Origin of the sequence: Pseudomonas sp. S04 (genome assembly GCF_009834545.1) — a bacterium.
Classification (GTDB): Bacteria; Pseudomonadota; Gammaproteobacteria; order Pseudomonadales; family Pseudomonadaceae; genus Aquipseudomonas.
On the sequence record NZ_CP019427.1, the window covers coordinates 3,613,976 to 3,635,895 of the forward strand.

General features: G+C 63.3%; 20 protein-coding genes and 2 pseudogenes. 11 read left to right on the forward strand and 11 right to left on the reverse strand.

Annotation, left to right across the window (positions count from 1 at the left end; genetic code table 11):
- Window positions 1-186 precede the first annotated feature (186 nt).
- The 3 genes and pseudogenes from PspS04_RS15920 to PspS04_RS15930 form a co-directional block, all read right to left on the reverse strand.
- Window positions 187-432: pseudogene (locus PspS04_RS15920) on the reverse strand (agmatine deiminase family protein); the annotation flags it as partial.
- Between the two features lie 127 nt (window positions 433-559).
- Window positions 560-952: a GFA family protein gene (locus PspS04_RS15925; RefSeq protein WP_095169089.1), complete on the reverse strand. Its 393-nt coding sequence runs from the start codon at window positions 950-952 to the stop codon at window positions 560-562.
- 104 nt (window positions 953-1,056) lie between these two features.
- Window positions 1,057-1,527, reverse strand: a complete 471-nt coding sequence (locus PspS04_RS15930) for an Lrp/AsnC family transcriptional regulator (protein ID WP_159996489.1) — start codon at window positions 1,525-1,527, stop codon at window positions 1,057-1,059.
- A 124-nt stretch (window positions 1,528-1,651) separates the two neighbouring features.
- Here PspS04_RS15930 and PspS04_RS15935 point away from each other — a divergent pair, with 124 nt between their 5' ends.
- The 3 genes from PspS04_RS15935 to PspS04_RS15945 are packed head-to-tail and all read left to right on the forward strand — an operon-like array spanning window position 1,652 to window position 6,736.
- On the forward strand, window positions 1,652-2,851 hold the full coding sequence (locus tag PspS04_RS15935; protein ID WP_159996491.1) for a methionine gamma-lyase: 1,200 nt from the start codon (window positions 1,652-1,654) through the stop codon (window positions 2,849-2,851).
- A gap of 12 nt (window positions 2,852-2,863) precedes the next feature.
- Complete coding sequence (gene mdeB, locus PspS04_RS15940) at window positions 2,864-5,554, forward strand: alpha-ketoglutarate dehydrogenase (protein ID WP_159996493.1); 2,691 nt, start codon at window positions 2,864-2,866, stop codon at window positions 5,552-5,554.
- Window positions 5,555-5,602: 48 nt separating this feature from the next.
- The gene (locus PspS04_RS15945) at window positions 5,603-6,736 is read left to right on the forward strand and encodes a branched-chain amino acid ABC transporter substrate-binding protein (RefSeq protein ID WP_095169085.1); all 1,134 of its coding nucleotides are present in this window, start codon (window positions 5,603-5,605) and stop codon (window positions 6,734-6,736) included.
- 220 nt (window positions 6,737-6,956) lie between these two features.
- On the opposite strand, the gene PspS04_RS15950 is transcribed toward PspS04_RS15945, so the two are convergent.
- The 6 genes from PspS04_RS15950 to PspS04_RS15975 form a co-directional block, all read right to left on the reverse strand.
- Window positions 6,957-7,973 carry a succinylglutamate desuccinylase/aspartoacylase domain-containing protein gene (locus tag PspS04_RS15950; protein WP_159996495.1) on the reverse strand — a complete coding sequence of 339 codons (1,017 nt, stop codon included), beginning with the start codon at window positions 7,971-7,973 and terminating at the stop codon, window positions 6,957-6,959.
- 18 nt (window positions 7,974-7,991) lie between these two features.
- Window positions 7,992-8,963 (reverse strand): DMT family transporter, encoded by a 972-nt coding sequence (locus PspS04_RS15955; protein WP_159996497.1) that lies wholly within the window; start codon window positions 8,961-8,963, stop codon window positions 7,992-7,994.
- The gene (locus tag PspS04_RS15960; RefSeq protein WP_159998848.1) at window positions 8,963-9,661 is read right to left on the reverse strand and encodes an ABC transporter permease; all 699 of its coding nucleotides are present in this window, start codon (window positions 9,659-9,661) and stop codon (window positions 8,963-8,965) included. The genes PspS04_RS15955 and PspS04_RS15960 overlap by 1 nt, the downstream gene beginning before the upstream one ends.
- 5 nt (window positions 9,662-9,666) lie before the next feature.
- The gene (locus PspS04_RS15965; RefSeq protein ID WP_095169082.1) at window positions 9,667-10,380 is read right to left on the reverse strand and encodes an ABC transporter permease; all 714 of its coding nucleotides are present in this window, start codon (window positions 10,378-10,380) and stop codon (window positions 9,667-9,669) included.
- Between the two features lie 274 nt (window positions 10,381-10,654).
- Window positions 10,655-11,437 carry a transporter substrate-binding domain-containing protein gene (locus tag PspS04_RS15970; RefSeq protein WP_095169080.1) on the reverse strand — a complete coding sequence of 261 codons (783 nt, stop codon included), beginning with the start codon at window positions 11,435-11,437 and terminating at the stop codon, window positions 10,655-10,657.
- A 27-nt stretch (window positions 11,438-11,464) separates the two neighbouring features.
- Window positions 11,465-12,226 (reverse strand): ABC transporter ATP-binding protein, encoded by a 762-nt coding sequence (locus PspS04_RS15975; protein WP_143501217.1) that lies wholly within the window; start codon window positions 12,224-12,226, stop codon window positions 11,465-11,467.
- A 401-nt stretch (window positions 12,227-12,627) separates the two neighbouring features.
- On the opposite strand from PspS04_RS15975, the gene PspS04_RS15980 reads away from it, so the two are divergent.
- Window positions 12,628-13,674: an ornithine cyclodeaminase gene (locus PspS04_RS15980; RefSeq protein WP_159996499.1), complete on the forward strand. Its 1,047-nt coding sequence runs from the start codon at window positions 12,628-12,630 to the stop codon at window positions 13,672-13,674.
- 16 nt (window positions 13,675-13,690) lie between these two features.
- Here PspS04_RS15980 and PspS04_RS15985 read toward each other — a convergent pair whose 3' ends face one another.
- Complete coding sequence (locus PspS04_RS15985) at window positions 13,691-14,689, reverse strand: bile acid:sodium symporter family protein (RefSeq protein WP_159996501.1); 999 nt, start codon at window positions 14,687-14,689, stop codon at window positions 13,691-13,693.
- Window positions 14,690-14,772: 83 nt separating this feature from the next.
- Here PspS04_RS15985 and PspS04_RS15990 point away from each other — a divergent pair, with 83 nt between their 5' ends.
- From PspS04_RS15990 to PspS04_RS16015, 6 genes are all read left to right on the forward strand, one after another.
- Window positions 14,773-15,561: an AraC family transcriptional regulator gene (locus PspS04_RS15990; protein WP_095169077.1), complete on the forward strand. Its 789-nt coding sequence runs from the start codon at window positions 14,773-14,775 to the stop codon at window positions 15,559-15,561.
- Between the two features lie 136 nt (window positions 15,562-15,697).
- Window positions 15,698-16,303 carry an SCO family protein gene (locus tag PspS04_RS15995; protein ID WP_159996503.1) on the forward strand — a complete coding sequence of 202 codons (606 nt, stop codon included), beginning with the start codon at window positions 15,698-15,700 and terminating at the stop codon, window positions 16,301-16,303.
- Entirely contained in the window at window positions 16,303-16,773 is a 471-nt protein-coding gene (locus tag PspS04_RS16000) for a copper chaperone PCu(A)C (RefSeq protein ID WP_095169075.1), read from the forward strand. The genes PspS04_RS15995 and PspS04_RS16000 overlap by 1 nt, the downstream gene beginning before the upstream one ends.
- 95 nt (window positions 16,774-16,868) lie before the next feature.
- A complete protein-coding gene (locus tag PspS04_RS16005; protein WP_159996505.1) occupies window positions 16,869-17,375 on the forward strand; it encodes a sigma-70 family RNA polymerase sigma factor in 507 nt (168 codons plus the stop codon).
- Complete coding sequence (locus PspS04_RS16010) at window positions 17,372-18,340, forward strand: FecR domain-containing protein (RefSeq protein WP_159996507.1); 969 nt, start codon at window positions 17,372-17,374, stop codon at window positions 18,338-18,340. The genes PspS04_RS16005 and PspS04_RS16010 overlap by 4 nt, the downstream gene beginning before the upstream one ends.
- 102 nt (window positions 18,341-18,442) lie before the next feature.
- A complete protein-coding gene (locus tag PspS04_RS16015; protein ID WP_159996509.1) occupies window positions 18,443-20,884 on the forward strand; it encodes a TonB-dependent siderophore receptor in 2,442 nt (813 codons plus the stop codon).
- A gap of 174 nt (window positions 20,885-21,058) precedes the next feature.
- Here the strand turns inward: PspS04_RS16015 and PspS04_RS16020 are convergent.
- Window positions 21,059-21,205 (reverse strand): annotated as a pseudogene (locus tag PspS04_RS16020) (LysE family translocator); the annotation flags it as partial.
- Window positions 21,206-21,405: 200 nt separating this feature from the next.
- Here PspS04_RS16020 and PspS04_RS16025 point away from each other — a divergent pair.
- Entirely contained in the window at window positions 21,406-21,915 is a 510-nt protein-coding gene (locus tag PspS04_RS16025; RefSeq protein ID WP_159996511.1) for a MaoC family dehydratase, read from the forward strand.
- Window positions 21,916-21,920 lie beyond the last annotated feature (5 nt).

Sequence of the window (21,920 nt, forward strand, 5' to 3'; positions counted from 1 at the left end):
AACGGCAGCGGGTTAAACGATAGCCAAGGGCAGGCGAATCCGGATTCTAGTTAGGGTTTGAGTGCACGTTCCGGGATCGGCCAACTGCCCCGATTGTTGCCCAGGGACGCAGCGGGACACAGTGCGGCCTTGGCCAAAAGGGGATCGTAATGGCCAAAATAAATGGCCATTTGGCTCAATGCGCGGCTATACCTGCGGCTGGTGGCTGGTCACGCAATGGATGCCGCCACCGCCACCGCCGGCGCTGATCGCGTCGATGTCCAGTTGCACCACTTCGCGGTCCGGGTAGAGCTGGGTCAGCAACTCAAGGGCCCGGCGATCGGCCGCCCGGTCACCAAACTGCGGTGCCAGCACGGCGCCGTTGATCACGAAGTAGTTGATGTAGCCGGCGGCAAAATCCGGGTTGTTTTTACTGAACTTGTTGTTGCGCGGCTTGTGTGCAAAAGGGGACTGTGCAAAAGGGGACAGATTTATTTAGCTCCCGATTTATTTGGCTCCCGTCAAATAAATCTGTCCCCTTTTGGGAAGGTGCTCCAACCCGACAAGAGGCCGCGGTAGCTTACTCTTCCAGACGCCCGCTCCCCTCGCGATCCTGCCGGTAGTGCCGGGCCAATGGAAATGCCGGCAACCAGGACTCGCGACGGATCACCCAGCTTTCATAGGTGGGCATCAACTGGTCAGGGGCATCCAAAGAACCCAGGTTGACTTCCACTTCGTCGGCGCTGCGGGCGAACACCGACGAGCCGCAGCGCGGGCAGAAAAACCGCCCGGCGTAATCCCGCGTTTCGCCTGTGATGGTCACCGCCGCTTCGGGAAATATCGCAGAGGCGTGAAACAGCGCGCCGTGGTGCTTGCGACACTCCAGGCAATGACACAGCCCAACCCGATAGGGCTGGCCCGCCGCTTCGATGCGTACATCGCCACATAGGCAACCGCCGGTGAATCGGTGCATGGTCGTGCTCCTGATGCAAGTCATCGATCAGCGCAGCCGAGTGACTCCCCGGTGCGATCCTGTCGAGGGTAAAAATAGCAGCTGGACCACCGTGCCGGATCGCATCAGCCCAATACCGGAATCACCCGCGACGGCTTCACCGACTTAAACGAAAAACTCGAATAAATCTCCTTCACCGCTGGCAAGGTCTGCAGCACTTCGCGGGCGAATTCGCCGAAGGACTCCAGGTCCTTGGCCACCACTTCCAAGAGAAAATCGTAGCGTCCGGAGACGTTGTGGCAAGCGACGATTTCCGGGATCTGCAGCAGACGCTGTTCGAACGTGCGGGCCATTTCCTGGTTGTGGGATTCCATCATCACGCTGACAAAAGCCGTCACGCCGTACCCCAGGGCCTTGGGCGAGAGGATCGCCTGGTAGCCAGTGATCACCCCGCTTTCCTCAAGGATTTTCACCCGACGCCAGCACGGCGAAGTGGTCAGGGCCACCTGGTCCGCCAGTTCGGCGGTAGTCAGGCGGGCGTTGCCCTGCAGGGCGTTCAGCAGGGCTTTGTCAGTACGATCCAGGCCGGCGGGCATATCTTGCCTCTTAATCTTGTTTTTATGGGTTTGTATTCCAATTAGCCGTTTATAAACGGGCAAGTTTGGAATTTATCGCGTTGAATTTGAGCATAGCATTGTAGGAAATCAGGGAGCGTTAACCATGAACAATAAAAACAACGAACTTGGCTTTTCTACCCGTGCGATTCACCACGGCTACAACCCGCTGGATAACCAGGGGGCGTTGATCCCGCCGATCTACCTCACGTCCACCTTCACCTTCCCCACCGCCGAATACGGCGCCGGCTGTTTTGCCGGCGAACAACCCGGGCATTTCTACACGCGGATTTCCAACCCGACCCTGGCGCTGCTGGAGTCGCGCATGGCGACCCTGGAAAACGGCGAGGCGGCCGTGGCCTTCAGTTCCGGCATGGGCGCGATTGCCGCAACCCTCTGGACCTTGCTGCGCCCGGCGGACGAGATCATCGTCGACCGTACCCTGTATGGCTGCACCTTCGCCCTGCTGCACCACGGCATCGGCGAGTTCGGGGTCAAGGTGCGGCATGTCGACCTGTCCAACCTCAGCGAGTTGCGCGCAGCGATCAGCCCGGCCACGCGGATGATCTACTGCGAAACACCGGCCAACCCGACCATGCAACTGGTGGACATCGCCGCCGTGGCCGAGATCTCCCGGCAGCACCCGCAGGTCACCCTGGTGGTGGACAACACCTATTGCACCCCTTACCTGCAACGCCCACTGGAGCTGGGCGCGGACGTGGTGGTGCACTCGGCCACCAAGTACCTCAGCGGCCATGGCGATATCACCGCCGGGATCGTGGTCAGCAGCCAGGCACTGGCTGACCGGATCCGCTTGCAAGGCCTCAAGGACCTGACCGGCGCGGTGATGTCGCCCCAGGATGCCTTCCTGCTGATGCGCGGGCTCAAGACCCTGGCCCTGCGCATGGAGCGCCATTGCAGCAACGCCCAGGTGATCGCCGAGTATCTGCAGGCGCACCCGGCAGTCGAGTGGGTGACCTACCCTGGCCTGGCGTCCTTTCCCCAGCACCAACTGGCCTCACGGCAAATGAAATTGCCCGGCGGCATGATCGCCTTCGAACTCAAGGGTGGCCTGGTCGACGGCCGGCGCTTCATGAACGCCCTGCAGCTGTTCAGCCGCGCGGTCAGCCTGGGCGACGCCGAGTCCCTGGCCCAACACCCGGCCAGCATGACCCACTCCACCTACTCCCCGGAGCAACGCGCCGAACACGGCATTTCCGAAGGGCTGGTACGCTTGTCGGTGGGCCTGGAGGACATCGCCGACCTGCTGGCCGACGTCACCCAGGCCCTCGACGCTTGCTCCTGAGGGAGACCAACGATGACTACCCCAGACCTGCTCCATCAGGGCCCGCCCTGCGCCCAGGATGAAGACCCGCAAGAAACCCGCGAGTGGCTCGACGCCCTGGCCTCGACCCTCGCCGCCTGTGGCCCTGAGCGCGCCCGCTACTTGCTCAAGCGCCTGCAAGAGTACGCCGGCGAGCACGGCATCAACCACGACGCCCAGGCCTTTTCCGCCTACCGCAACACCCTGTCGCTGGAGCAACAGGGCACCTACCCCGGTGACCTGCTGCTGGAAGAGCGCATCACCAGCCTGCTGCGCTGGAACGCCCTGGCCATGGTGGTCCGGGCCAACCATGCCTACGGTGAACTGGGCGGCCACATCGCCAGTTACGCCTCGGCGGCAGAGATCTTCGAGGTGGGTTTCCAGCACTTTTTCCGTGGCGATGGCGACAATGGCCAGCGCAACGCCGACCTGGTGTTTTTCCAGCCGCACTCGGCACCCGGGGTCTATGCCCGGGCCTTTCTCGAAGGGCGCTTGAGCGAGGAGCAACTGGCCAACTATCGCCAGGAAATCAACGGTCCCGGACTGTGCTCCTACCCTCACCCGTGGCTGATGCCGGACTTCTGGCAGTTCCCCACCGGCTCCATGGGCATCGGCCCGATCAGCGCGGTGTACCAGGCGCGGTTCATGCGCTACCTGCAGCACCGCGAGTTGCTGCAGACCGAGGGCCGGCATGTCTGGGGGGTGTTTGGCGACGGCGAGATGGACGAGCCCGAGTCCATCGCCGGCCTGTCCCTGGCAGCCCGCGAACAACTGGACAACCTGACCTTTATCGTCAACTGCAACCTGCAACGCCTGGACGGCCCGGTGCGCGGCAACGGCCAGATCATCCAGGAACTCGAAGCGCTGTTCGCCGGTGCCGGCTGGAATGTGATCAAGGTACTGTGGGGCTCGGAGTGGGATGCACTGTTTGCCCGCGACACCGACAACGTCCTGCTCAAGCGCCTGGCAGCCACCCCGGACGGCGAATACCAGACCCTTGGCGCCCATGACGGTGCCTATAACCTGGAGCACTTTTTCCAGAAAGACCCGCAAGTGCGGCGCCTGGTGGAACACATGAGCGTCGAGGAGATCAATGGCCTGAAACGCGGCGGCCACGACTTGCGCAAACTGCACGCCGCCTTCGCCGCCGCCAAGGCCTGCAAGGGCCGGCCGACGGTAATCCTGGCCAAGACCAAAAAGGGCTATGGCATCGGCGCGGCCGGCGAGTCGCGGATGACCGCGCACCAGGCGAAAAAACTCGATGTCGCCGCCCTGCTGGCGTTCCGCGACCGCTTCCACCTGCCGCTGTCGGACCAGGATGTCGAACAATTACGCTTCTATCGTCCGCCCGAGGACAGCGCCGAAATGCGCTACCTGCGCGCCCGGCGCCAGGCCCTCGGCGGTCCGCTGCCGGCGCGCAAGAGCGCTGCGCCGCAGATTCCGGTGCCGGCGCTGGCGTTGTCGGGCGGCTTTGCGCTCAAGGCGCAAGGCAAGGAAATGTCCACCACCATGGCCGCCGTGCGCCTGCTGACGGCCTGGCTCAAGGCGCCAGAACTGGGGCCGCGAGTGGTGCCGATCGTCGCCGATGAAGCACGCACCTTTGGCATGGCCAGCCTGTTCCGCCAGATCGGTATCTACTCGCCCCACGGCCAGTTGTACGAGCCGGAAGACAGCGGCTCGATCCTCTCCTACCGGGAGTCACGCAATGGCCAGTTGCTGGAAGAAGGCATCACCGAGGCCGGCGCCCTGTCCTCCTGGGTCGCGGCCGCGACCTCCTATTCAGTACACGGCGTGCCGATGCTGCCGGTGTACATCTACTATTCGATGTTCGGCTTCCAGCGGGTCGGCGACCTGATCTGGGCCGCCGCCGACCAGCGCTCCCGGGGCATTTTGCTCGGCGCCACGGCGGGCCGGACCACCCTCGGTGGCGAGGGCCTGCAACATCAGGACGGCTCCAGCCTGGTGATGGCGGCGATGGTGCCCAACTGTCGTGCCTGGGACCCGTGTTTTGCCGGGGAACTGGCGGTGATTCTCGACCACGCGGCCCGGCGCCTGCTGGAACAGCAGTGCGACGAGTTCCACTACGTCGCGGTGATGAACGAAAACTACCCGCAGCCGAGTCTCGACGACAGCCAGCATGCCGATGTCCTGCGCGGCCTGTATCGCTATTCGCGCAGTTGCACCGAGCCGTCGCAAATTCGCCTGCGCCTGGTGGGCTCCGGGGCGATATTGCGCGAAGTACTCGCGGCCAGCGAGTTGCTCGCCAAGGACTGGGGCATTCACACCGAGGTGTTCAGCGCCACCAGCTTCAGCGAACTGGCGCGCGAGGCCCGCGAGGTCGAGCGCGACAACCGCCTGCAGACCGGCGAGCCACGCAGCAGCCATTTGCAGCAACAGCTCGGCGGTCGCCAACCGATCATCGCCGCCAGCGATTACGTGCGTGCCTGGCCGCAACTGATCGGCCAGTACCTGGAGGCGCCCTACACCACCCTGGGCACCGACGGGTTTGGCCGCAGCGACAACCGCGCCAACCTGCGGCAGTTCTTTGAGGTGGATCAGCACAGCATTGTCCTGGCCGGATTAAAAAGTCTGGTGGACCACGATGGCCTCGACGCTGGCATACTCAGCGAGGCGATCGGCCGCTACCGCCTCGATCCAGCGCGAAGCGCGCCTTGGGATCGCTGAATCAACTGCAAGACCTTTATGAGTCATTACCCACAGGAGTGGAACACCATGAGTCGTATCAATAAAAAAACCACCCAACTGCTCAGCGCCATGATCCTTGCCGGCCTGTCCTGCCATGCCCTGGCTGAGGACACCATCCGCATCGGCATCGCCGGACCGAAAACCGGCCCGGTAGCGCAATACGGTGACATGCAGTTCAGCGGTGCCCGCATGGCCATCGAGCAGATCAACGCCCGTGGCGGCGTCGACGGCAAACAGCTGGTGGCCGTGGAATACGACGATGCCTGCGACCCCAAGCAGGCGGTGGCGGTCGCCAACAAAGTAGTCAACGACGGCATCAAGTACGTGGTCGGGCACCTGTGCTCCAGCTCCACCCAGCCAGCGTCGGATATCTATGAAGACGAAGGCATCGTGATGATCACTCCGGCCGCGACCAGCCCGGAACTGACCGCACGCGGCTACAAGATGATCTTCCGCACCATCGGCCTGGACAACGCCCAGGGCCCGGCGGCGGCGCGCTACATCGTCGGCCTGAAACCAGCCAATGTCGCGGTGCTGCACGACAAGCAGCAGTACGGTGAAGGCATCGCCACCTCGGTGCGCGAGATCCTCGGCAAGGAAGGCATCAAGGTGGCGATGTTCGAAGGTATCAACGTCGGCGAACGCGACTACTCCTCGATCCTGACCAAGCTCAAGCAGGCCAATGTCGACTTCGTGTACTTCGGCGGCTATCACCCGGAAATGGGCCTGCTGTTGCGCCAGGCCAAGGAAAAAGGCCTCAGCGCCCGCTTCATGGGCCCGGAAGGCGTGGGTAACGACTCGATCTCGCAGATCGCCAAGGACGCTGCCGAAGGCATGCTGGTAACCCTGCCTAAATCCTTCGACCAGGACCCGGCCAACCAGGCGCTGGTAGCGGCCTTCACCGCGAAACAGGAAAACCCCAGCGGCCCGTTTGTCCTGCCGACCTACTCGGCGGTGGACGTGATTGCCGGCGCGATCGTCGCGGCCAAGAGCGAAGACCCGGAAAAAGTCGCCGCGGCGATCCACAGCGGCACCTTCAAGACCCCTACCGGCGACCTGAGCTTCGACGAAAAAGGCGACCTCAAGGACTTCAAGTTCGTGGTCTACGAATGGCACTACGGCAAGCCGAAGACCGAAGCTGGGCAAAGCGCCGGTCTCTGAAGCTATGCCGAAACTGTAGGAGCGGGTGCCCGCTTGCGGTGCCCGCTTGCGGCCTGCTCGCGATGGTCGTCAACGATAACGCGCGCTGCCTGAAACAACGCGTCGCTCTTGAGATCATCGCGAGCAAGCTCGCTCCCACCTATGTCTCACAAAAAACACCGGATCTTCGCTTGATGCCGATCAGTTAAGCAATTTGCGCAGTACCTGTAGCATCTGTCGCTTAATTAGGGTCCAGCAACCCACCGTGCCAGTTACGCGATACCTGGCTGCCGGTGAACTTCGCGACCACCGTGCCCTGGGCCACCAGGCGGTCCCGATGGCGGGTGACCATCCGCCCGGCCTGTTCGGCCAGCAGCACCACCTCGGAAGACGGATCCCCCGGGCGCCCGATAATCCGCGCGAATCGCTGCCCCTGCTCGACGACATCCCCCAGTGCCTTCTCAAACACCAGCACCCCCGGCTGCGGTGCCAGGATGGTTTCCATCTGGCCCATGTCCATGGCCTCGACAGGCCAGTCCACAGGCTCACGCGCCTCATCGATGACCCCATGGCCACACAACCAGGCATACAAGCCCTCGGCGTCCTGCGCGGCATCGGCATCGCTGACATCGCCCTGCCCACGCAGCTCCAGGGTCGCGGCCATTTGCCGCTGGTTCACGCCTGCACGCAGCCAGGGGCTGATCAGGGCTTCTTCGAAAGAACCGTCACCGCCGTCATCCCAGATGATCGCCACGTCCATGCGCATCGCCGCCGCCAGCGCGCGGCCGCGAGGCCAGAAACTGCGGTGCAGGTAGAGGTATGGCAGGGCTTCGTCGTCGGTGTGCAAGTCCAGCACCACGTCGGCGCTGGAGGCCAGTTGCACCAGCTTTTTTTGCCAGTGCTGGACCACGGTCGACGGCTGGGCCATCGCCGCCGACTGGTCGAAACCGCGGTTGAAATTGTGTCCCGTGGCATCGTGGAAACGCCCGAGAATCCGCCCCTGGCGAAACTGCCCGATGCCCAGAGGATTGGCCTGGGGCACCACCGTCACCGAGCCCTTGAGCCGACCTGCGGCTTGGGCCCGGGCCAACTTGGGCATCAGCAGGTGCAGCACCAGCATGCCGGCGATTTCATCGGCATGTACCCCGGCCTGAAGGTGCACGGCAGGGCCCTGGCCGGCGCCGGCGTAACGCCAGGCGCCGACCCGCACCGGGTCGCCGTTATTGTTCGGCACACTGAATGAAATATCCTCGACCATCCGCCTGTCCTCCCCTGTTCATGGCTGCTGCTCAATGGATTGCCGGTCGCGTTCGGCCTGCTCCGGCGTCGCCGGCGGATACAGCGGCTGCGAGACCGAACACTCGGCCCCGACCACCTCCTGGCTGCCATGCCGCCCAAAGATCATCGCCAGGGTGCCGCTGATCGCGATCAACCCGGCGCCGATGATCAGCGAGCCATCCAGCAGCGTGCCCCAGACCAGGCTCGACAGGGCAAACGCCCAGATCAGCCCGGTGTATTCGAAAGGTGCGAGCAAGGTCGCGGTGGCCCGCTGGAAGCTGGCGAACAGCAGGAACTGACCGATCCCGCCCACCAGCCCCGCCGCAAGCATGCCCAGCCAGGCCGGGGTCGGTGCCGGGGTGTGGGTCCAGGGCAACGCCACCAGCATGCACACCACAAACACCACATTGGTGATCAGCATCTGTTCCAACACCGAGGTCTGTTCATCGACCTGACGCAACTGGATGTAGGTGAAGGCCCAGCACATGGCGGCCAGCAGGGTCAGTACCACCGGCCACGGGTCCTGGATCTGGGTCGGGCGGCAGGCGATCACCACCCCGACAAAACCGATGATCAGGCTCAGCCACTGCCAGGTGTTGGCGCGCTCCTTGAGCATCACTGCCGCCAGCACCGTAACCATGATCGGCGCCGAGAAATACAGGGTGGTCATCTCCGCCAGGGTCAGGTCGCGGGCGGCGGTGTAATACAGCAGCCAGGCGACAATCGACAGCAAGCCGCGCACCACCAGCAAGCGCCGGCTTGGCGAGCGCCAGGCCCGTTGTACCAGTTGCAGGCGGCCCACCAGCAGGCAGGCGACGACCACCACCAGGCTGCGCCAGAACAGGATGCTGACCACCGAATAATCGGCCACCAGCCACTTGATGCCGGCGTCCTGCAGGGCCAGGAAGGCGTAGCCCAGGGTGCACAGGCCAATGCCTTGCAATGAGCGGTCGACCCGCGAGCTACTCATCACACCGACCTGCGCACGGGAGTACCACGGCGTTCGGCGAAGGCAAACAGCGCCTCGATCAGGAACGTCAGGCAGACATACACCAGTGCCACCAGCAGCAACGGTTCATAGACCTGCAGGGTCTGGGCGCGCACGACGTTGGCGGCGCCCAGCAGGTCGATCACCGCGATGGTCGAGGCCAGCGCCGTGGACTTGAGCAGCATCACACACTCCCCGGCCAGGGTCGGCAACAGCAAGCGCATGGCCCGGGGCAGGCGCACCCGCAGCAGCGCCTGGCGCGCCGTCATGCCAAAGGCCGAGGCCGCTTCCATCTCGCCCTTGGGCACCGCCAGCAGGCCGCCGCGAATCACTTCACCGACATAGGCCCCCACCGACAGCACCAGGGCGAACACGATGTACCAGTAGCCATCGCGCAGGTAGGGCCACAGGAAGCTGGCGCGCAGCAGCGGGAACTGGGCAAACAGGCTGCCCAGGCCGTAGTAGAAAATGTAGATCTGGATCAGCAGCGGCGTGCCGCGCCACAGGCTGGTGTAGAGCAGGCTGGCCTTGGCCAGCAGACGGTTTTTCGAGATCCGCGCCAGGGCCACCAGCACCGCCAGGACGAAGCCCAGCACGCTGGCGATCAGCAGGATGCTGATGGTGGTCTGCAACCCTCGGCCCAACAGGGCGGCGTACTCGATTATCCACGCTGCAATCATCTCATTCACTCAGCCAAAGGCATCCAGCGACGAATGCGTCGCTCCAGCCGTCCCGACAGGTAGTTGGACAGTAGCGTCACCGCGTAATACAGCGCGGCGGCGGTGAGGTAGAACAGCAGGTAGTGGCGGGTCGAACCCGCGCCCTGCTTGGCGGTGTACAGCAACTCGTTGGTGCCGACCACGCTGATCAGGGCGCTGTCCTTGATCAGGTTGATCCACAGGTTGGCCATCCCGGCCATCGCATAGGGCGCCATGATCGGCAGGGTGACGCGACGGAACAGGCCAAAGCCGCTGAGGCCGAAGGCTCTTCCCGCCTCGATCAGGCCAAAGGGGATTGCCTGGATCGCCGCGCGGAAAATCTCCGAGGCGTATGCCCCCTGCACCAGCCCCAGGACGAGGATCGCCGCCAGCGGCCCGCTGACGTCTATCGCGTCGTAGCCCATGTGGGCCATAAGGGCGTTGAGCAGCATGGAGCCGACGTAGTACAGCAGCAGGATCAGCAGCAGCTCCGGGATCGCGCGGAACAAGGTGGTGTAGCCGCGCATCAGGGCCGCGATCGGTTTCGGCGCGCCCAACTTGAGGCAGGCCACCACCAGCCCGATCAACAACCCGACCACAAACGCTCCGGCGGATATCTGCAGGGTCATCCACAACCCACGCAACAAGGCCCCGCCCCATCCTCGTTCGCTGAAGCCGATCAATTCGAACATTGCAGGCATTTCACTCTCCGGTTACTGACCTTCAACCGCCTGTGGCGGTCTGGCCCCATCGCGGACAAGCCTGTAGGAGCGAGCTTGCTCGCGAAAGACTCAAGAACGCCGCGTTGAGTCAGGCTCGGCGCGTTATCGTTGGCGACCATCGCGAGCAAGCTCGCTCCTACAAAGACTGGGTTCACAACATCAGCATGTGCACCGCCGCACTCCTTGTGGGAGCTGGCGCCCGCTTGCGGCTTGCCAGCGATGGCGGCCTCAGCCACGGCGACCCGGTTTGTCGTCAGAAGGCAGGTTTCACGCTGGTTCCGAAATAGTGCTGCGACAGGTCGTCATAGTCCTTGCTTGCCAGCAGGGTCTGGATCGCCTGGTCGAGGCGCGCCTTGAGGGCGGCGTCGTCCTTGCGCAGGCCGGCGCCGACGCCTTTGCCGAAGATCGGGTCGTACGGCACGGTGCTCAGGTACGCGAGGTCCTTGGCATCGGCGGTCTTGACGAACTCGGTCATGGCGGTGCCGTCGGCCATCATCAAGTCGAGACGCCCGGCGATCAGGTCGGCGTTGGCCGAGTCCTGGGTGTCGTAGTACTTCACGTCGGCGATTTTTTCGTATTTGGCCTTCAGGTAGCTGGCGCTGACGGTGGAGTTCTGCACGCCGATGATCTTGCCCTTGAGGTCATCCGGGTATTTGCTCACCGAGCTGCCCTTGGGCCCGACCACGGCGATCGCCGAATCGTAGTAGGCCTTGCTGAAGGCGATCTGTTTCTCGCGTTCGGCGGTGACTGACATCGAGGAAAAAATCACGTCGATCTTCTTCGCCAGCAGCGAAGGAATGATGCCGTCCCACGCCACCTCCTTGATCTCGCACTCGGCCTTCATCGCGCTGCACAGCTTGTGGATCAGGTCGACTTCAAAACCCTTCCACTCACCGTTGGGCTGCTTCTCGGTGTACGGCGGATAAGGTTCGGCCGCCACCGCGAACCTGATCGGCTGTGCCTGCGCGGCGCTCATGCCGGCCAGCATCACGCAGGCCACGCCCGTCAACCAGTTTGCCAAACGTCGATTTGCCATGATGTTTCCCCGTCTTGTTATTGTGTTTTAGCGAGTCTGATGAGCGTTGACGAACTGTCGGCAACGCTCGCTGCGTGGGTGTACAAACACTTGGTCCGGCGTACCGGTTTCCTCGATCAGCCCCTGATGCAGGAAGGCGACATTGGATGAGACATCGCGGGCGAAGGCCATCTCATGGGTCACCAGGATCATGGTCCGGCCTTCTTCGGCGAGCGAGCGGATCACCCGCAACACTTCGCCCACCAGTTCCGGGTCGAGTGCCGAGGTCGGTTCATCGAACAGCATGACTTTGGGCCGCATGGCCAGGGCCCGGGCGATGGCCACCCGCTGCTGTTGGCCGCCGGAAAGAAACGCCGGGTACTCGTTGCGCTTGGCCGCCAGCCCCACCCGTTCGAGCAGGGCTTCAGCGCGTTCGGTGGCCTCGGCCCGGCTCTCGCGCAGGACCTGGGTGGGCGCCTCGATCAGGTTCTCCAGCACCGTGCGATGGGGCCAGAGATTGAAGTTCTGGAACACCATGCCCAGGCTCGAGCGAATCCGCACCAGTTGCCTGGCGTCGGACACCAGCGGCGCGCCAGGACGGGAATGGTTGAGGCGGATGCTTTCACCGTCCACCAGGACGCGCCCCTGGTCCGGCACTTCGAGCATATTGATGCAGCGCAGCAAGGTGCTTTTGCCTGAGCCACTGGCGCCGATCAGCGAGACCACTTCGCCTTCGCGGGCCGTCAGCGAGACGCCCTTGAGCACCTCGATGTTGCCGAAGCGTTTATGCAGGCGATCGACTTCGATCATTGTCCGGGCGGCCTGAGGAATCTCCCCGACGTCAGCATCCGGGCCTGGGATTCGCTCTACCAAGGGTGAAAACCGCATGCCAGTGCCTCATTCGAAGTGAAGAAAGCCAAGCCCGCAACCAGCCGGGAACAGAAGGTGCGCTCAACATAGTTCAAGCTGAACAGTCGTTCAACAGAAAACTCAGCGCGGTTCGCGTTCGATGCCAACAGGTCGTTTTCACGACAGTCCGGGCGCTTTCCCGATGCCCACAGCCGATTCGGCTGTGGGCATCGGGTATTCGACCGCAACCGCTGCGCCATAGCCACGGATTGGCCGAGATAGACCGGCGCTTACCCCGACAATGGCGCTATGGCCAACTCCTGCATCTCCTCCCCTCAAACGCTAATAAAAAAGGTACGCCCATGACCCGTTACGTTGACGTCAATGACCTGAGCCGCCTCGTCCAGGCCAAAGGCCTGACCTGCTGCCTGACTGAAATGGCCGAGTACATTCGCCAGGACTACCTGCGCTGGGAAGACTTCGAGAAATGTGCCCGCCTGGCCAACCACTCGCCGGAGGGCGTGATCGAGTTGATGCCGGTGTCGGATGCCGCGCTGTACGCCTTCAAGTACGTCAACGGTCACCCGAAAAACACCCATAACGGCATGCTGACGGTCATGGCCTTTGGCGCGTTGGGGGATGTCGATACAGGCAAGCCGGTCCTGCTCAGCGAGATGACCCTGACCACCGCCATTCGCACCGCCGCCACCTCCGCCCTGGCCGCACGCTACCTGGCCCGGCCAGACAGCCGGCGCATGGCGCTGATCGGCAACGGCTCGCAAAGTGAATTCCAGGCCCTGGCATTCCACACCCTGCTGGGCATCGAAGAACTTAGCCTGTACGACATCGACCCGGCCGCCAGCGCCAAACTACAGGCCAACCTGAGTGCCTACCCGGCCCTGAAGATCACGATTGCCGCCAGCGTTGCCGATGCCGTGCGCGGAGCCGATATCGTCACCACCGTGACCGCCGACAAGGCCTACGCGACCATCCTCACCCCACAAATGATCGAACCCGGCATGCACCTCAATGCCGTGGGTGGTGACTGCCCTGGCAAGACCGAGTTGCACCGCGACATCGTCGAGCGGGCCCGGGTGATCGTCGAGTACGAACCGCAAAGCCGCATCGAGGGCGAGATCCAGCAGATGCCCGCGGATTCGCCGGTGATCGAATTCTGGAAAGTGGTCAACGGCCAGGAACAGGCTCGACGAAGCGCCGACGAAGTCACCCTGTTCGACTCCGTGGGCTTCGCCCTCGAGGACTACTCGGCCCTGCGCTACGTGCTGGACGTGGCCGAGGCCCTGGACATCGGCAGCGAGATTGAACTGGTGCCGACGCTACAGGACCCGAAAAACCTGTTCGCCTTGCTCCAGCCGCCCGTGGTCGCCGCCCACTTGCGCCGCGCCTGAGCAATCGGCCCTTGATTCAGGGATCGACCTGGCCCATCAGTTCGGCCACCGTCTCCGGGCGTTTGGCGTAGCGCTGGGCCAGCACCGCACAGACCATCAGTTGAATCTGGTGGAACAGCATCAGGGGCAGGATCAACAGGCCGATAGTGCTGCCGGCAAACAGCACCTGGGCCATCGGCACGCCGGTGGCCAGGCTTTTCTTCGAACCGCAGAACAAAATAGTGATGCGGTCTTCCTGGTTGAAACCAAAGGCCTTGCCCAGTAGCGTCGCCGCGATCAACACCAGCGCCAGGACGATACAGCAGGCCAGCACCAGGCCCGCCAGTTCCCACAGCGGAATCTGCTGCCACAGCCCTTCGTTCACCGCCTCGCTGAAGGCGCCGTAGACCACCAGCAGAATCGAGCCCTGATCGACGAATTTCAGCCAATGCTTGTTGCGCCCTACCCAGGCGCCGACCCAGCGGCGTGCGATCTGCCCGGCCACAAACGGCAGCAGCAACTGCAGGCTGATCTTGAGGATGGCATCGAGGGTCGAGCCGCCGTCGCCGTGCACATTCAGGAGCAAGGCCACCAGCAAGGGCGTGAGGAAGATCCCGAACAGGCTGGATGCCGCCGCACTGCAGATGGCCGCCGGAATGTTGCCGCGCGCCAGGGAGGTAAAGGCAATCGCCGACTGCACCGTGGCCGGCAACGCACAGAGGTAGAGCATGCCCATGTACAACTCATTACCGACCATCGGTGAGAGCAGCGGCTTGAGCGCCAGGCCCACCAGCGGGAACAGCACAAAGGTCAGGCCGAACACCAGCAGGTGCAGGCGCCAGTGGCCGGCACCGGCGATGATCGACTCACGGGACAGCTTGGCCCCATGCAGGAAAAACAGCAGGGCAATCGCGCCGTTGGTCAGCCAGCCAAAGCCGACCGCGGCCTGGCCGCTGACGGGCAGCAGGCTGGCCAGGAGCACCACGCCGATCAGGGTCAGGGTGAAGTTGTCGGGCAGGAAACGAGGACGGGTCATCGGTATCATCCGGGGGTTGCCAAGTACGTAGCGGCGACTCTAACGTGACTGCCGATTACCGACTAACGCCAAAGAGCCAGCAGATGCCGCCTAAAGGACATGACCAGAGCTACCGGCGCAGTGTGCCCGGGCTGCCCAGCCTGCCACGACCGGTCTACGGGCGCACCGAGTCACTGCCCAATCGCGCCCTGACCCGCCGCCACAGCCATCCCTGGGTGCAATTGTCCTACGCCATTCAAGGGGTGCTCGAGGTGCAGACCAGCGCCGGGCGCTTCGTCGCGCCGCCGCAACGGGCCGTGTGGATCCCCGCCGGCGTGCCGCACCGGGTGTTCAGCTCGCCGCGCACGGAAATGCGCAGCCTGTACCTCGATTGCAGCGTCACCGCCTGGGCGCAGCCGCGATGCCACGTGCTCGGGGTCAGCGATCTGTTGCGCGAACTGATCCGCCGCTTCAGCCAGATGCCGGTGGAATACCAGGAGGACGGCGCCCAGGGACGACTGGTCCAAGTCCTGCTCGACCAATTGGCCGAGGCGCCGCAGATCGACTTGATGCTGCCCCTGCCACAGGACAGCCGCCTGCAGAAAATCTACCAGAGCCTGCAACTGCACCCGGAGCAGGCCACCACCCTGGGCCACTGGAGCGAAAAATTCGCGGTCACCGAAAAGACCCTCAGCCGCCTGTTCCTGCGCGATACCGGCCTGACCTTCCGCGCCTGGCGCCAGCGCTTGCGTCTGCTCGGTGCGCTGACCCCGCTGGAACAGGGCGAGCGTGTTACCGACGTGGCGCTGGCCTGCGGCTACGACTCGACCTCGGCCTTCATCGCCGCCTTCCGCCAGCAATTCGGCGCCACACCCGGAGAGTTCTTTCCCTGAGCGCACGACCACCTTGCTGCGACCAATTGTCCCGAAGCCGGCACCCATCGCCGCGATTTTGATAGGATGCTGCCCTTTCACGGTGACCCCCCTGCCAGGTCAACTCGACTGCCAGGTGGCCAAAGGGCGTTGACGCATGAGTGTTTTGATGAATCGCCGCAAGGTGATTGCAGGTATGGGGCTGTTGGGCCTGGGGCTGCTGACCGGCTGCGACACTCGCGGCGAGCTGTCATACAAATACGGCAAGGACCTGAGTGACAAGATCCTCGGGCGCACCTTCAAGTTGAAAGACACCAATGGCGATGTGCAAACCCTGTCGAGCTTTCGCGGGATGATGCCGATGGTGTTCTTCGGGTTTACCCAATGCCCGGCGATCTGCCCCACCACGCTTGCGCGTGCGGCGAAAATCAAGAAGCTGATGGGCAAGGATGGCGACCGCCTGCAGGTGATCTTCATCACCCTGGACCCGGAACGGGACACCCCGCAAGTACTCGACGCCTACGTCAAGGCTTTCGACCCATCGTTTGTCGCGTTGTACGGCAGCCTCGAAGAAACCGCGGCCACGGCCAAGGAGTTCGACGTGTTCTTCGAGAAGGTCCCCAGCGGCTCGACCTACACCCTGTCCCACACCGCGACCAGTTATGTTTATGACTCCAGGGGCACCCTGCGCCTTGGATTGTCCCAGTCGCTTTCGGCACAAGAGTGTACGGAAGACCTGCTCACCGTCATGGAGGTCTGCTAATGACCGCATCGTTCAGCAAAAGCCGTATCAAACAGTTGCTCCTGGGTGTTTCCCTGCTGGGCCTGGCCTTGCAGGCCTCGGCCCAGACCCAGGTCGATGACGCCTGGGTTCGCGCCACCGTCGCCGGGCAGCAAGCCACCGGGGCGTTCATGACCCTGACCGCCAGCACCGACAGCAAGCTGCTGGGCGTGCAATCGCCAGCGGCGAAAATCGTCCAGGTGCATCAGTCGACCATGAAGAACGACGTGATGAGCATGCAACCGGTGGAGTCCGTCGCCCTGCCTGCCGGCAAGGCGGTGTCGTTCGACCCCCACGGCTACCACGTGATGCTGATCGACCTGGTGGCCCAGGTGAAGGAAGGCGACAGCGTGCCGCTGACCTTGATCGTCGAAAACGCCAAGGGTGAAAAAGAGTCGATTGAAGTCCAGGCCCCGGTGCGGGCGCTGAACATGGCCGACCACAAGATGTAATCCAGGGTCGCGGCGCACCGGTTGGCGATTGCAGTGTTGATCCTCTCGAAGGTAGTATTGAGAACGATTCACACTAACATCTGGAAAGCCGACCGGTGCAACCCCCTTCGACCCGCAAGCTGGGCTTCTTCTTCAGCGACCATCACCGCTGGCTGTTGCAGCATATCCAGCGTCGCCTGCGCAATCACGCGGACGCCGAGGACACTGCCGCCGATACCTTCTGCCAGATGCTGGTGGCCCGGGTCGACCCCGACAGCATCGAACAACCGCGCGCCTTCCTGGCGACCATCGCCCGCCGACTGATCTTTGACCGCCATCGTCGGCGCAAGCTGGAGCTGGCGTACCTGGAACGCTTGTCGGCACTTCCCGAATTGCTCGCGCCCTCCCCCGAAGAACAATTGCAGCTGATTGAAGCCCTGGTGGCGATTGACCGGGCCCTCGACGGCTTGCCCCTGGTCGTCAAGGCCACCTTCCTCTACAGCCAACTGGACGGCCTGACGTACGTCGAGATCGCCCGTCGTCTGAACTTGTCCGAGCGCACCGTCAGCCGCTACATGAAACAGGCCCTGCGCCAGTGCTGTCTGAGCGAGATGAGCTCATGAGTGCGCCGCGCCTGGACCCTCTCAGCGAGCAGGCCATCGACTGGATGGTCAAGTTGCGCGCCGGCCAGCCCGACGCCGGACTGCAAGAACGCTTCAATGCCTGGCTGGCCATGGACCCTGCCCACGCACAGGCCTGGGCCACGTTGCAGGAACGCCTCGGCGGCTCGTTCAATACCCTGCGCGCCCTTGATCGACGGGTTCCCGGCCAGGCCGCGCAAGCTCGACAGTTGCTCCTGCAACCCCAGGGCTCGCGCCGCGATGCGCTACGGCTGATCGCTGGCCTCGGCCTGCTCGGTGGCGGTCTGTGGCTGGGGGCGCGCAGTCCACTGGGCGACAACCTGTTCGCCGACCTGCACACCGGGCGTGGGCAGCGCCGGGACTTCAACCTGGCCGATGGCAGCCGCCTGAGCCTGAACGCCGAGAGCGCGGTCGACCTGCAGTTCGATGGGCAGCAACGACTGGTGATCCTGCGCCACGGCGAACTACTGATCCAGGTGGCCGCCGATCCCCGGCGTCCGTTGCGCGTACGCACCGCCCAAGGCGAAGTGTGCGCGCTGGGCACGCGTTTCCTGGTGGCCCAGGAACGTGATGCCAGCCGGGTCCTGGTGCTTGAGCATGCAGTCCAGGCGAGCCTGTTCGACGGCAGCCAGGCGGTCCTGCAGGAAGGCCAGTCGGCTCTGCTCTACCGGCAACGAATAGTCCGTCTCGCCGGTGATCAACGGCATCGCGCCGACTGGCTGGACGGGCGCCTGAACGTGCTCGACGAACCTCTGGAACAGGTGGTGAATGCCCTGCGCCCCTACAGCCGTGGTTTTGTCCGGGTGGCCCCCGCGATTCGCGATCTGCGGGTGCAAGGGGTATTCCCCCTCAACGACCCGGACAAAACCCTGGCCGCCCTGGCGGAAACCCTACCGATCCGGGTCCAGCGCTACAGCCCCTGGCTGACCCTGATTCAAGCGAAATGACAGCCGCCAGGATTATTTTTTGAAAATCGATCTTATTTGTGTCTGGTTTTCATTTCTCATCCCACCTATCTCCTGACACTTCCACACGATCAGGAGAACGCTGTGTTTAACCCGTGGCCCAATGCCCTTTCCTTCGCCGTTGCCCTGGCAACCCTGGCCAGCCCTGTCCTGGTGCAGGCGCAGAGCCTGTCCTTCAACCTCCCGGCCGGTCCGCTGGCCCGCACGCTGAATGCCATTGCCAGCCAGAGCGGGCAGATCATTTCCCTGGACCCTGGCCTGGTACAGGACAAGCTGGCACCCGCCGTGATCGGCCAGATGCCCACCGAACAGGCCCTGCACATGGCCCTGGCCGGCAGCGGCCTGCAACTGCGCGTGACCGGGCAAGGCAACTACAGCGTCGAGCCGACCACGGACAGCCAGGACGCCCTGCAACTGGGGCTCACCAGCATTGTTGAACAAAGCACCGACGCCACCACCGAGGATTCGGGCTCCTACGCCGCCCGCGCGGTAACCATCGGCAAGGGCAGCCACAGCCTCAAGGAAATCCCCCAGTCGGTCAGCGTGCTGACCCGCAAGCAAATGGATGACCAGGGCCTCACCGACCTCAAGGATGCGGCCAACCAGACCACCGGCCTGGTGGGCGTCCAGGGCGTCGGCAAAGGTATGATCCTGACGTCCCGCGGGTTCCAGATCGATGACTGGCAATACGACGGCGTGCCAATCCCGCGCAATACCTACGCGCTCGGCAACTGGGCGACCCAGGACCTGATCTTCTTCGACCGCATGGAAGTGCTGCGCGGTGCATCGGGCCTGCTCCAGGGCGCGGGCAGCCCGGGCGGTGCGATCAATCTGGTACGCAAGCGCGGCCAGAACGCGCCGACCGTGGCCCTCACGGCCAAGGCCGGGACCTGGGATCACTACGGCCTGCAACTGGACGCCGGTGGTCCGCTGAACAGCAGCGCCACCGTGCGCGGCCGGGTGGTGGCGGACGAGGACCAGAGCCAGTCGTTCATCGACTATGAATGGAGCAAGACCCATTCGTTGTACGCGGCACTGGACTTCGACCTGCAGGACGACACCACCCTGGGCCTGGCCGTGAGCAATTCCGACGCCTCCGCCCGGCCCATGCTGCGGGGCCTGCCGCGCTACGCCAACGGCGATCCGGTGGACGTTCCGCGCTCGACCTACACCGGCTCCGGGTGGAACCGCTCGCACATCGATGTCACCACGGTCTACGCCGACCTTGAGCACCGATTCAACGACGACTGGAGCGCCAAGGTCGGCGCGGTACGCATGAGCGAAAACAACGACTCGACCCAACAGCGGGTGCAAAGCAGCGGGGATGGCCTCAACCTTGATGGCAGCGGTGTGCAATATGCCGACTGGGTCACCGACTTCGACTCCACCAAGGTCGGCCTGGACGCTAACCTGGTCGGCCGCTTCGAAGCCCTGTCGATGGCCCAGGAAATCATCGTCGGCGGCAACTACTCCAAGTTCACCTCCGATGACCGCATCGCCCGGACCTTCAACGACAGCAACGACAGTATTTTTGCGATCAACCACCAGCGCCCCGCCATCAGCTACGAAAGCCTGCTCAACACCCCGGGAGGGCGTGGCACCAGCAGCAGCTACGACATTCGACAAAAAGGCCTGTACGGCACTTGGCGGGTCAAGCCGATCGAGCCCCTGACCCTGATCCTTGGCAGCCGGGTCAGTTGGTATGACTACCGCTACAGTGCCTCCAACGAGGCGGCCATCAGCCACGTCGTTACGGTCAATGAGCCCAGTAGCATGAGTGAAACCGGCGAAGTCACACCCTTCCTCGGCGCCATCTACGCGCTCAACCCGCAATGGTCGGTCTATACCAGCTACACCGACGTGTTCCAGCCGCAAAGCGAGCGCGACGCCAGCGGCTCGGTGCTCAAGCCGGTGATCGGCAGCAACTACGAAATCGGCCTCAAGGGGGAGTTGCTGGACGGACGGATCAACACCTCGCTGGCGCTGTTCCGTTATGACCAGGAAAATCGCGCGGTAAATGACGTCGCGGCGGGCTATGCCTGCGATGGCTGGTACTGCTCGACGGCCTCGGGTAAGGTCCGCAGCCAGGGGTTGGACGCCGAGATCAGCGGCGAAGTGCTGGACGGCCTGCAACTGTTTGCCGGCTACACCTACAACACCACCAAGTACCTCGACGACCCGGTCAACGAAGGACGAGTCTTCAGCCAGTGGACGCCCAAGCATATGTTGCGGGTGTGGAGCGACTACCAGTTCAGCGGCGACTGGCGCCAGGTCAGCACCGGCCTGGGCTTCACCAGCCAAAGCCACACCCTGGGTTACGAGCGCACCTATGACGTCCCGGGCTACACCCTCTGGAACGCGCGCCTGGGCTATCAACTGAGCCCGGAAATCGGCCTGGCGCTCAACGCCAACAACCTGTTCGACAAACACTACTACGCGGCGGGCTACAACCAGCTCGATGGCAACAACAACTTCGGCGACCCGCGCAACCTGATGTTCAGCGTCAAATACACGCCGACGTTCTGAACCCACAACCTGCGCCTCAGCGCCGGACATCAGAGGATGCCCGGCCTGCGTAAATGGTGGTAGGACAGAGTCTTCAATCGAGCATCATCGAATGCTCCCAACGTGACCTTTGACGGTCACAGCAGGCCATTTCTCATTGCATACTCATACAACTCTTTATCGTTGCTGATTCCCAACTTCTAGCACCAGCAAGGCGCAGCCCACGCCGGCAAAAGAACCCAGGGAGCGGCGAAAACCACCGCCCAGCCCGGCATTCAAGGCCATGAAATTGACCGGACCGGGGCTGTACATGACGCTGAAGGCGTAGAGAAAGATTTCCATGAGCTGGCTTGCTGAACCTTGAGAGTGGCGATGCCCTGCAAGGGCGATAGACCCGTTGCAATTGACTGAGCGACGCAGTCTACGCAAGCAGCTGCCGACCTGGCTTGTACCTGTGCGGGTGATGAAATTGCTCATTGACGCAGGACCACCCGCCGCTTATTGATAGGCCCCGCCGATCACTACAATAAAAGGACGACTCATTGACCAGCCTCAGACAGCGTGCCGCCCAGGGCCTGAAGGTGGGCGACAGCTTCACCCTCAGCCGCCACTTCAGCGAGGCCGACATCCAGGACTTCGCGAAGATTTCCCGTGACTACAACCCGGTGCATTGTGATGCCCGCTTCGCCGAGGCACGTGGCTTTCGGGCGCCGGTGTCCCACGGCCTGCTGACCGCCAGCCTGCTCACCGAAATCGGTGGACAGATTGGCTGGTTGGCGGCTGGCATGACATTCGAATTCAAGAAGCCGGTGTATGCCGGCGACCGCATCACCTGCCACTGGGTCATCACTGAAATCACCGACAACGCCCGGGCCAAGGCGGTAGTAACCATGACCAACGAAGACGACGTTGTGGTGTTGCAGGCCCATACCAGCGGCATCGTACCGAGGGCAGAAGAACGGCAAATCCTCAGCCGGATGCTGGCCGAAGGCGACCCCAGCAACGGCGCCCGTGAAGCCTGCGCCCTGGCGACGCCTGCTATGCTGCTCTGACACCG

What these genes read in the sequence shown, in the direction of transcription:
- PspS04_RS15950 (WP_159996495.1), bottom strand. Translation starts at nt 7,973, where the DNA reads ATGGTCGAGGATATTTCATTCAGTGTGCCGAACAATAACGGCGACCCG.
- PspS04_RS15945 (WP_095169085.1), top strand. Translation starts at nt 5,603, where the DNA reads ATGAGTCGTATCAATAAAAAAACCACCCAACTGCTCAGCGCCATGATC.
- PspS04_RS15990 (WP_095169077.1), top strand. Translation starts at nt 14,773, where the DNA reads ATGCCGCCTAAAGGACATGACCAGAGCTACCGGCGCAGTGTGCCCGGG.
- PspS04_RS15925 (WP_095169089.1), bottom strand. Translation starts at nt 952, where the DNA reads ATGCACCGATTCACCGGCGGTTGCCTATGTGGCGATGTACGCATCGAA.
- PspS04_RS15970 (WP_095169080.1), bottom strand. Translation starts at nt 11,437, where the DNA reads ATGGCAAATCGACGTTTGGCAAACTGGTTGACGGGCGTGGCCTGCGTG.
- PspS04_RS15930 (WP_159996489.1), bottom strand. Translation starts at nt 1,527, where the DNA reads ATGCCCGCCGGCCTGGATCGTACTGACAAAGCCCTGCTGAACGCCCTG.
- PspS04_RS16010 (WP_159996507.1), top strand. Translation starts at nt 17,372, where the DNA reads ATGAGTGCGCCGCGCCTGGACCCTCTCAGCGAGCAGGCCATCGACTGG.
- PspS04_RS15995 (WP_159996503.1), top strand. Translation starts at nt 15,698, where the DNA reads ATGAGTGTTTTGATGAATCGCCGCAAGGTGATTGCAGGTATGGGGCTG.
- PspS04_RS15965 (WP_095169082.1), bottom strand. Translation starts at nt 10,380, where the DNA reads ATGCCTGCAATGTTCGAATTGATCGGCTTCAGCGAACGAGGATGGGGC.
- PspS04_RS15985 (WP_159996501.1), bottom strand. Translation starts at nt 14,689, where the DNA reads ATGACCCGTCCTCGTTTCCTGCCCGACAACTTCACCCTGACCCTGATC.
- PspS04_RS15955 (WP_159996497.1), bottom strand. Translation starts at nt 8,963, where the DNA reads ATGAGTAGCTCGCGGGTCGACCGCTCATTGCAAGGCATTGGCCTGTGC.
- PspS04_RS16000 (WP_095169075.1), top strand. Translation starts at nt 16,303, where the DNA reads ATGACCGCATCGTTCAGCAAAAGCCGTATCAAACAGTTGCTCCTGGGT.
- PspS04_RS15980 (WP_159996499.1), top strand. Translation starts at nt 12,628, where the DNA reads ATGACCCGTTACGTTGACGTCAATGACCTGAGCCGCCTCGTCCAGGCC.
- PspS04_RS15960 (WP_159998848.1), bottom strand. Translation starts at nt 9,661, where the DNA reads ATGATTGCAGCGTGGATAATCGAGTACGCCGCCCTGTTGGGCCGAGGG.
- mdeB (WP_159996493.1), top strand. Translation starts at nt 2,864, where the DNA reads ATGACTACCCCAGACCTGCTCCATCAGGGCCCGCCCTGCGCCCAGGAT.
- PspS04_RS15975 (WP_143501217.1), bottom strand. Translation starts at nt 12,226, where the DNA reads ATGATCGAAGTCGATCGCCTGCATAAACGCTTCGGCAACATCGAGGTG.
- PspS04_RS15935 (WP_159996491.1), top strand. Translation starts at nt 1,652, where the DNA reads ATGAACAATAAAAACAACGAACTTGGCTTTTCTACCCGTGCGATTCAC.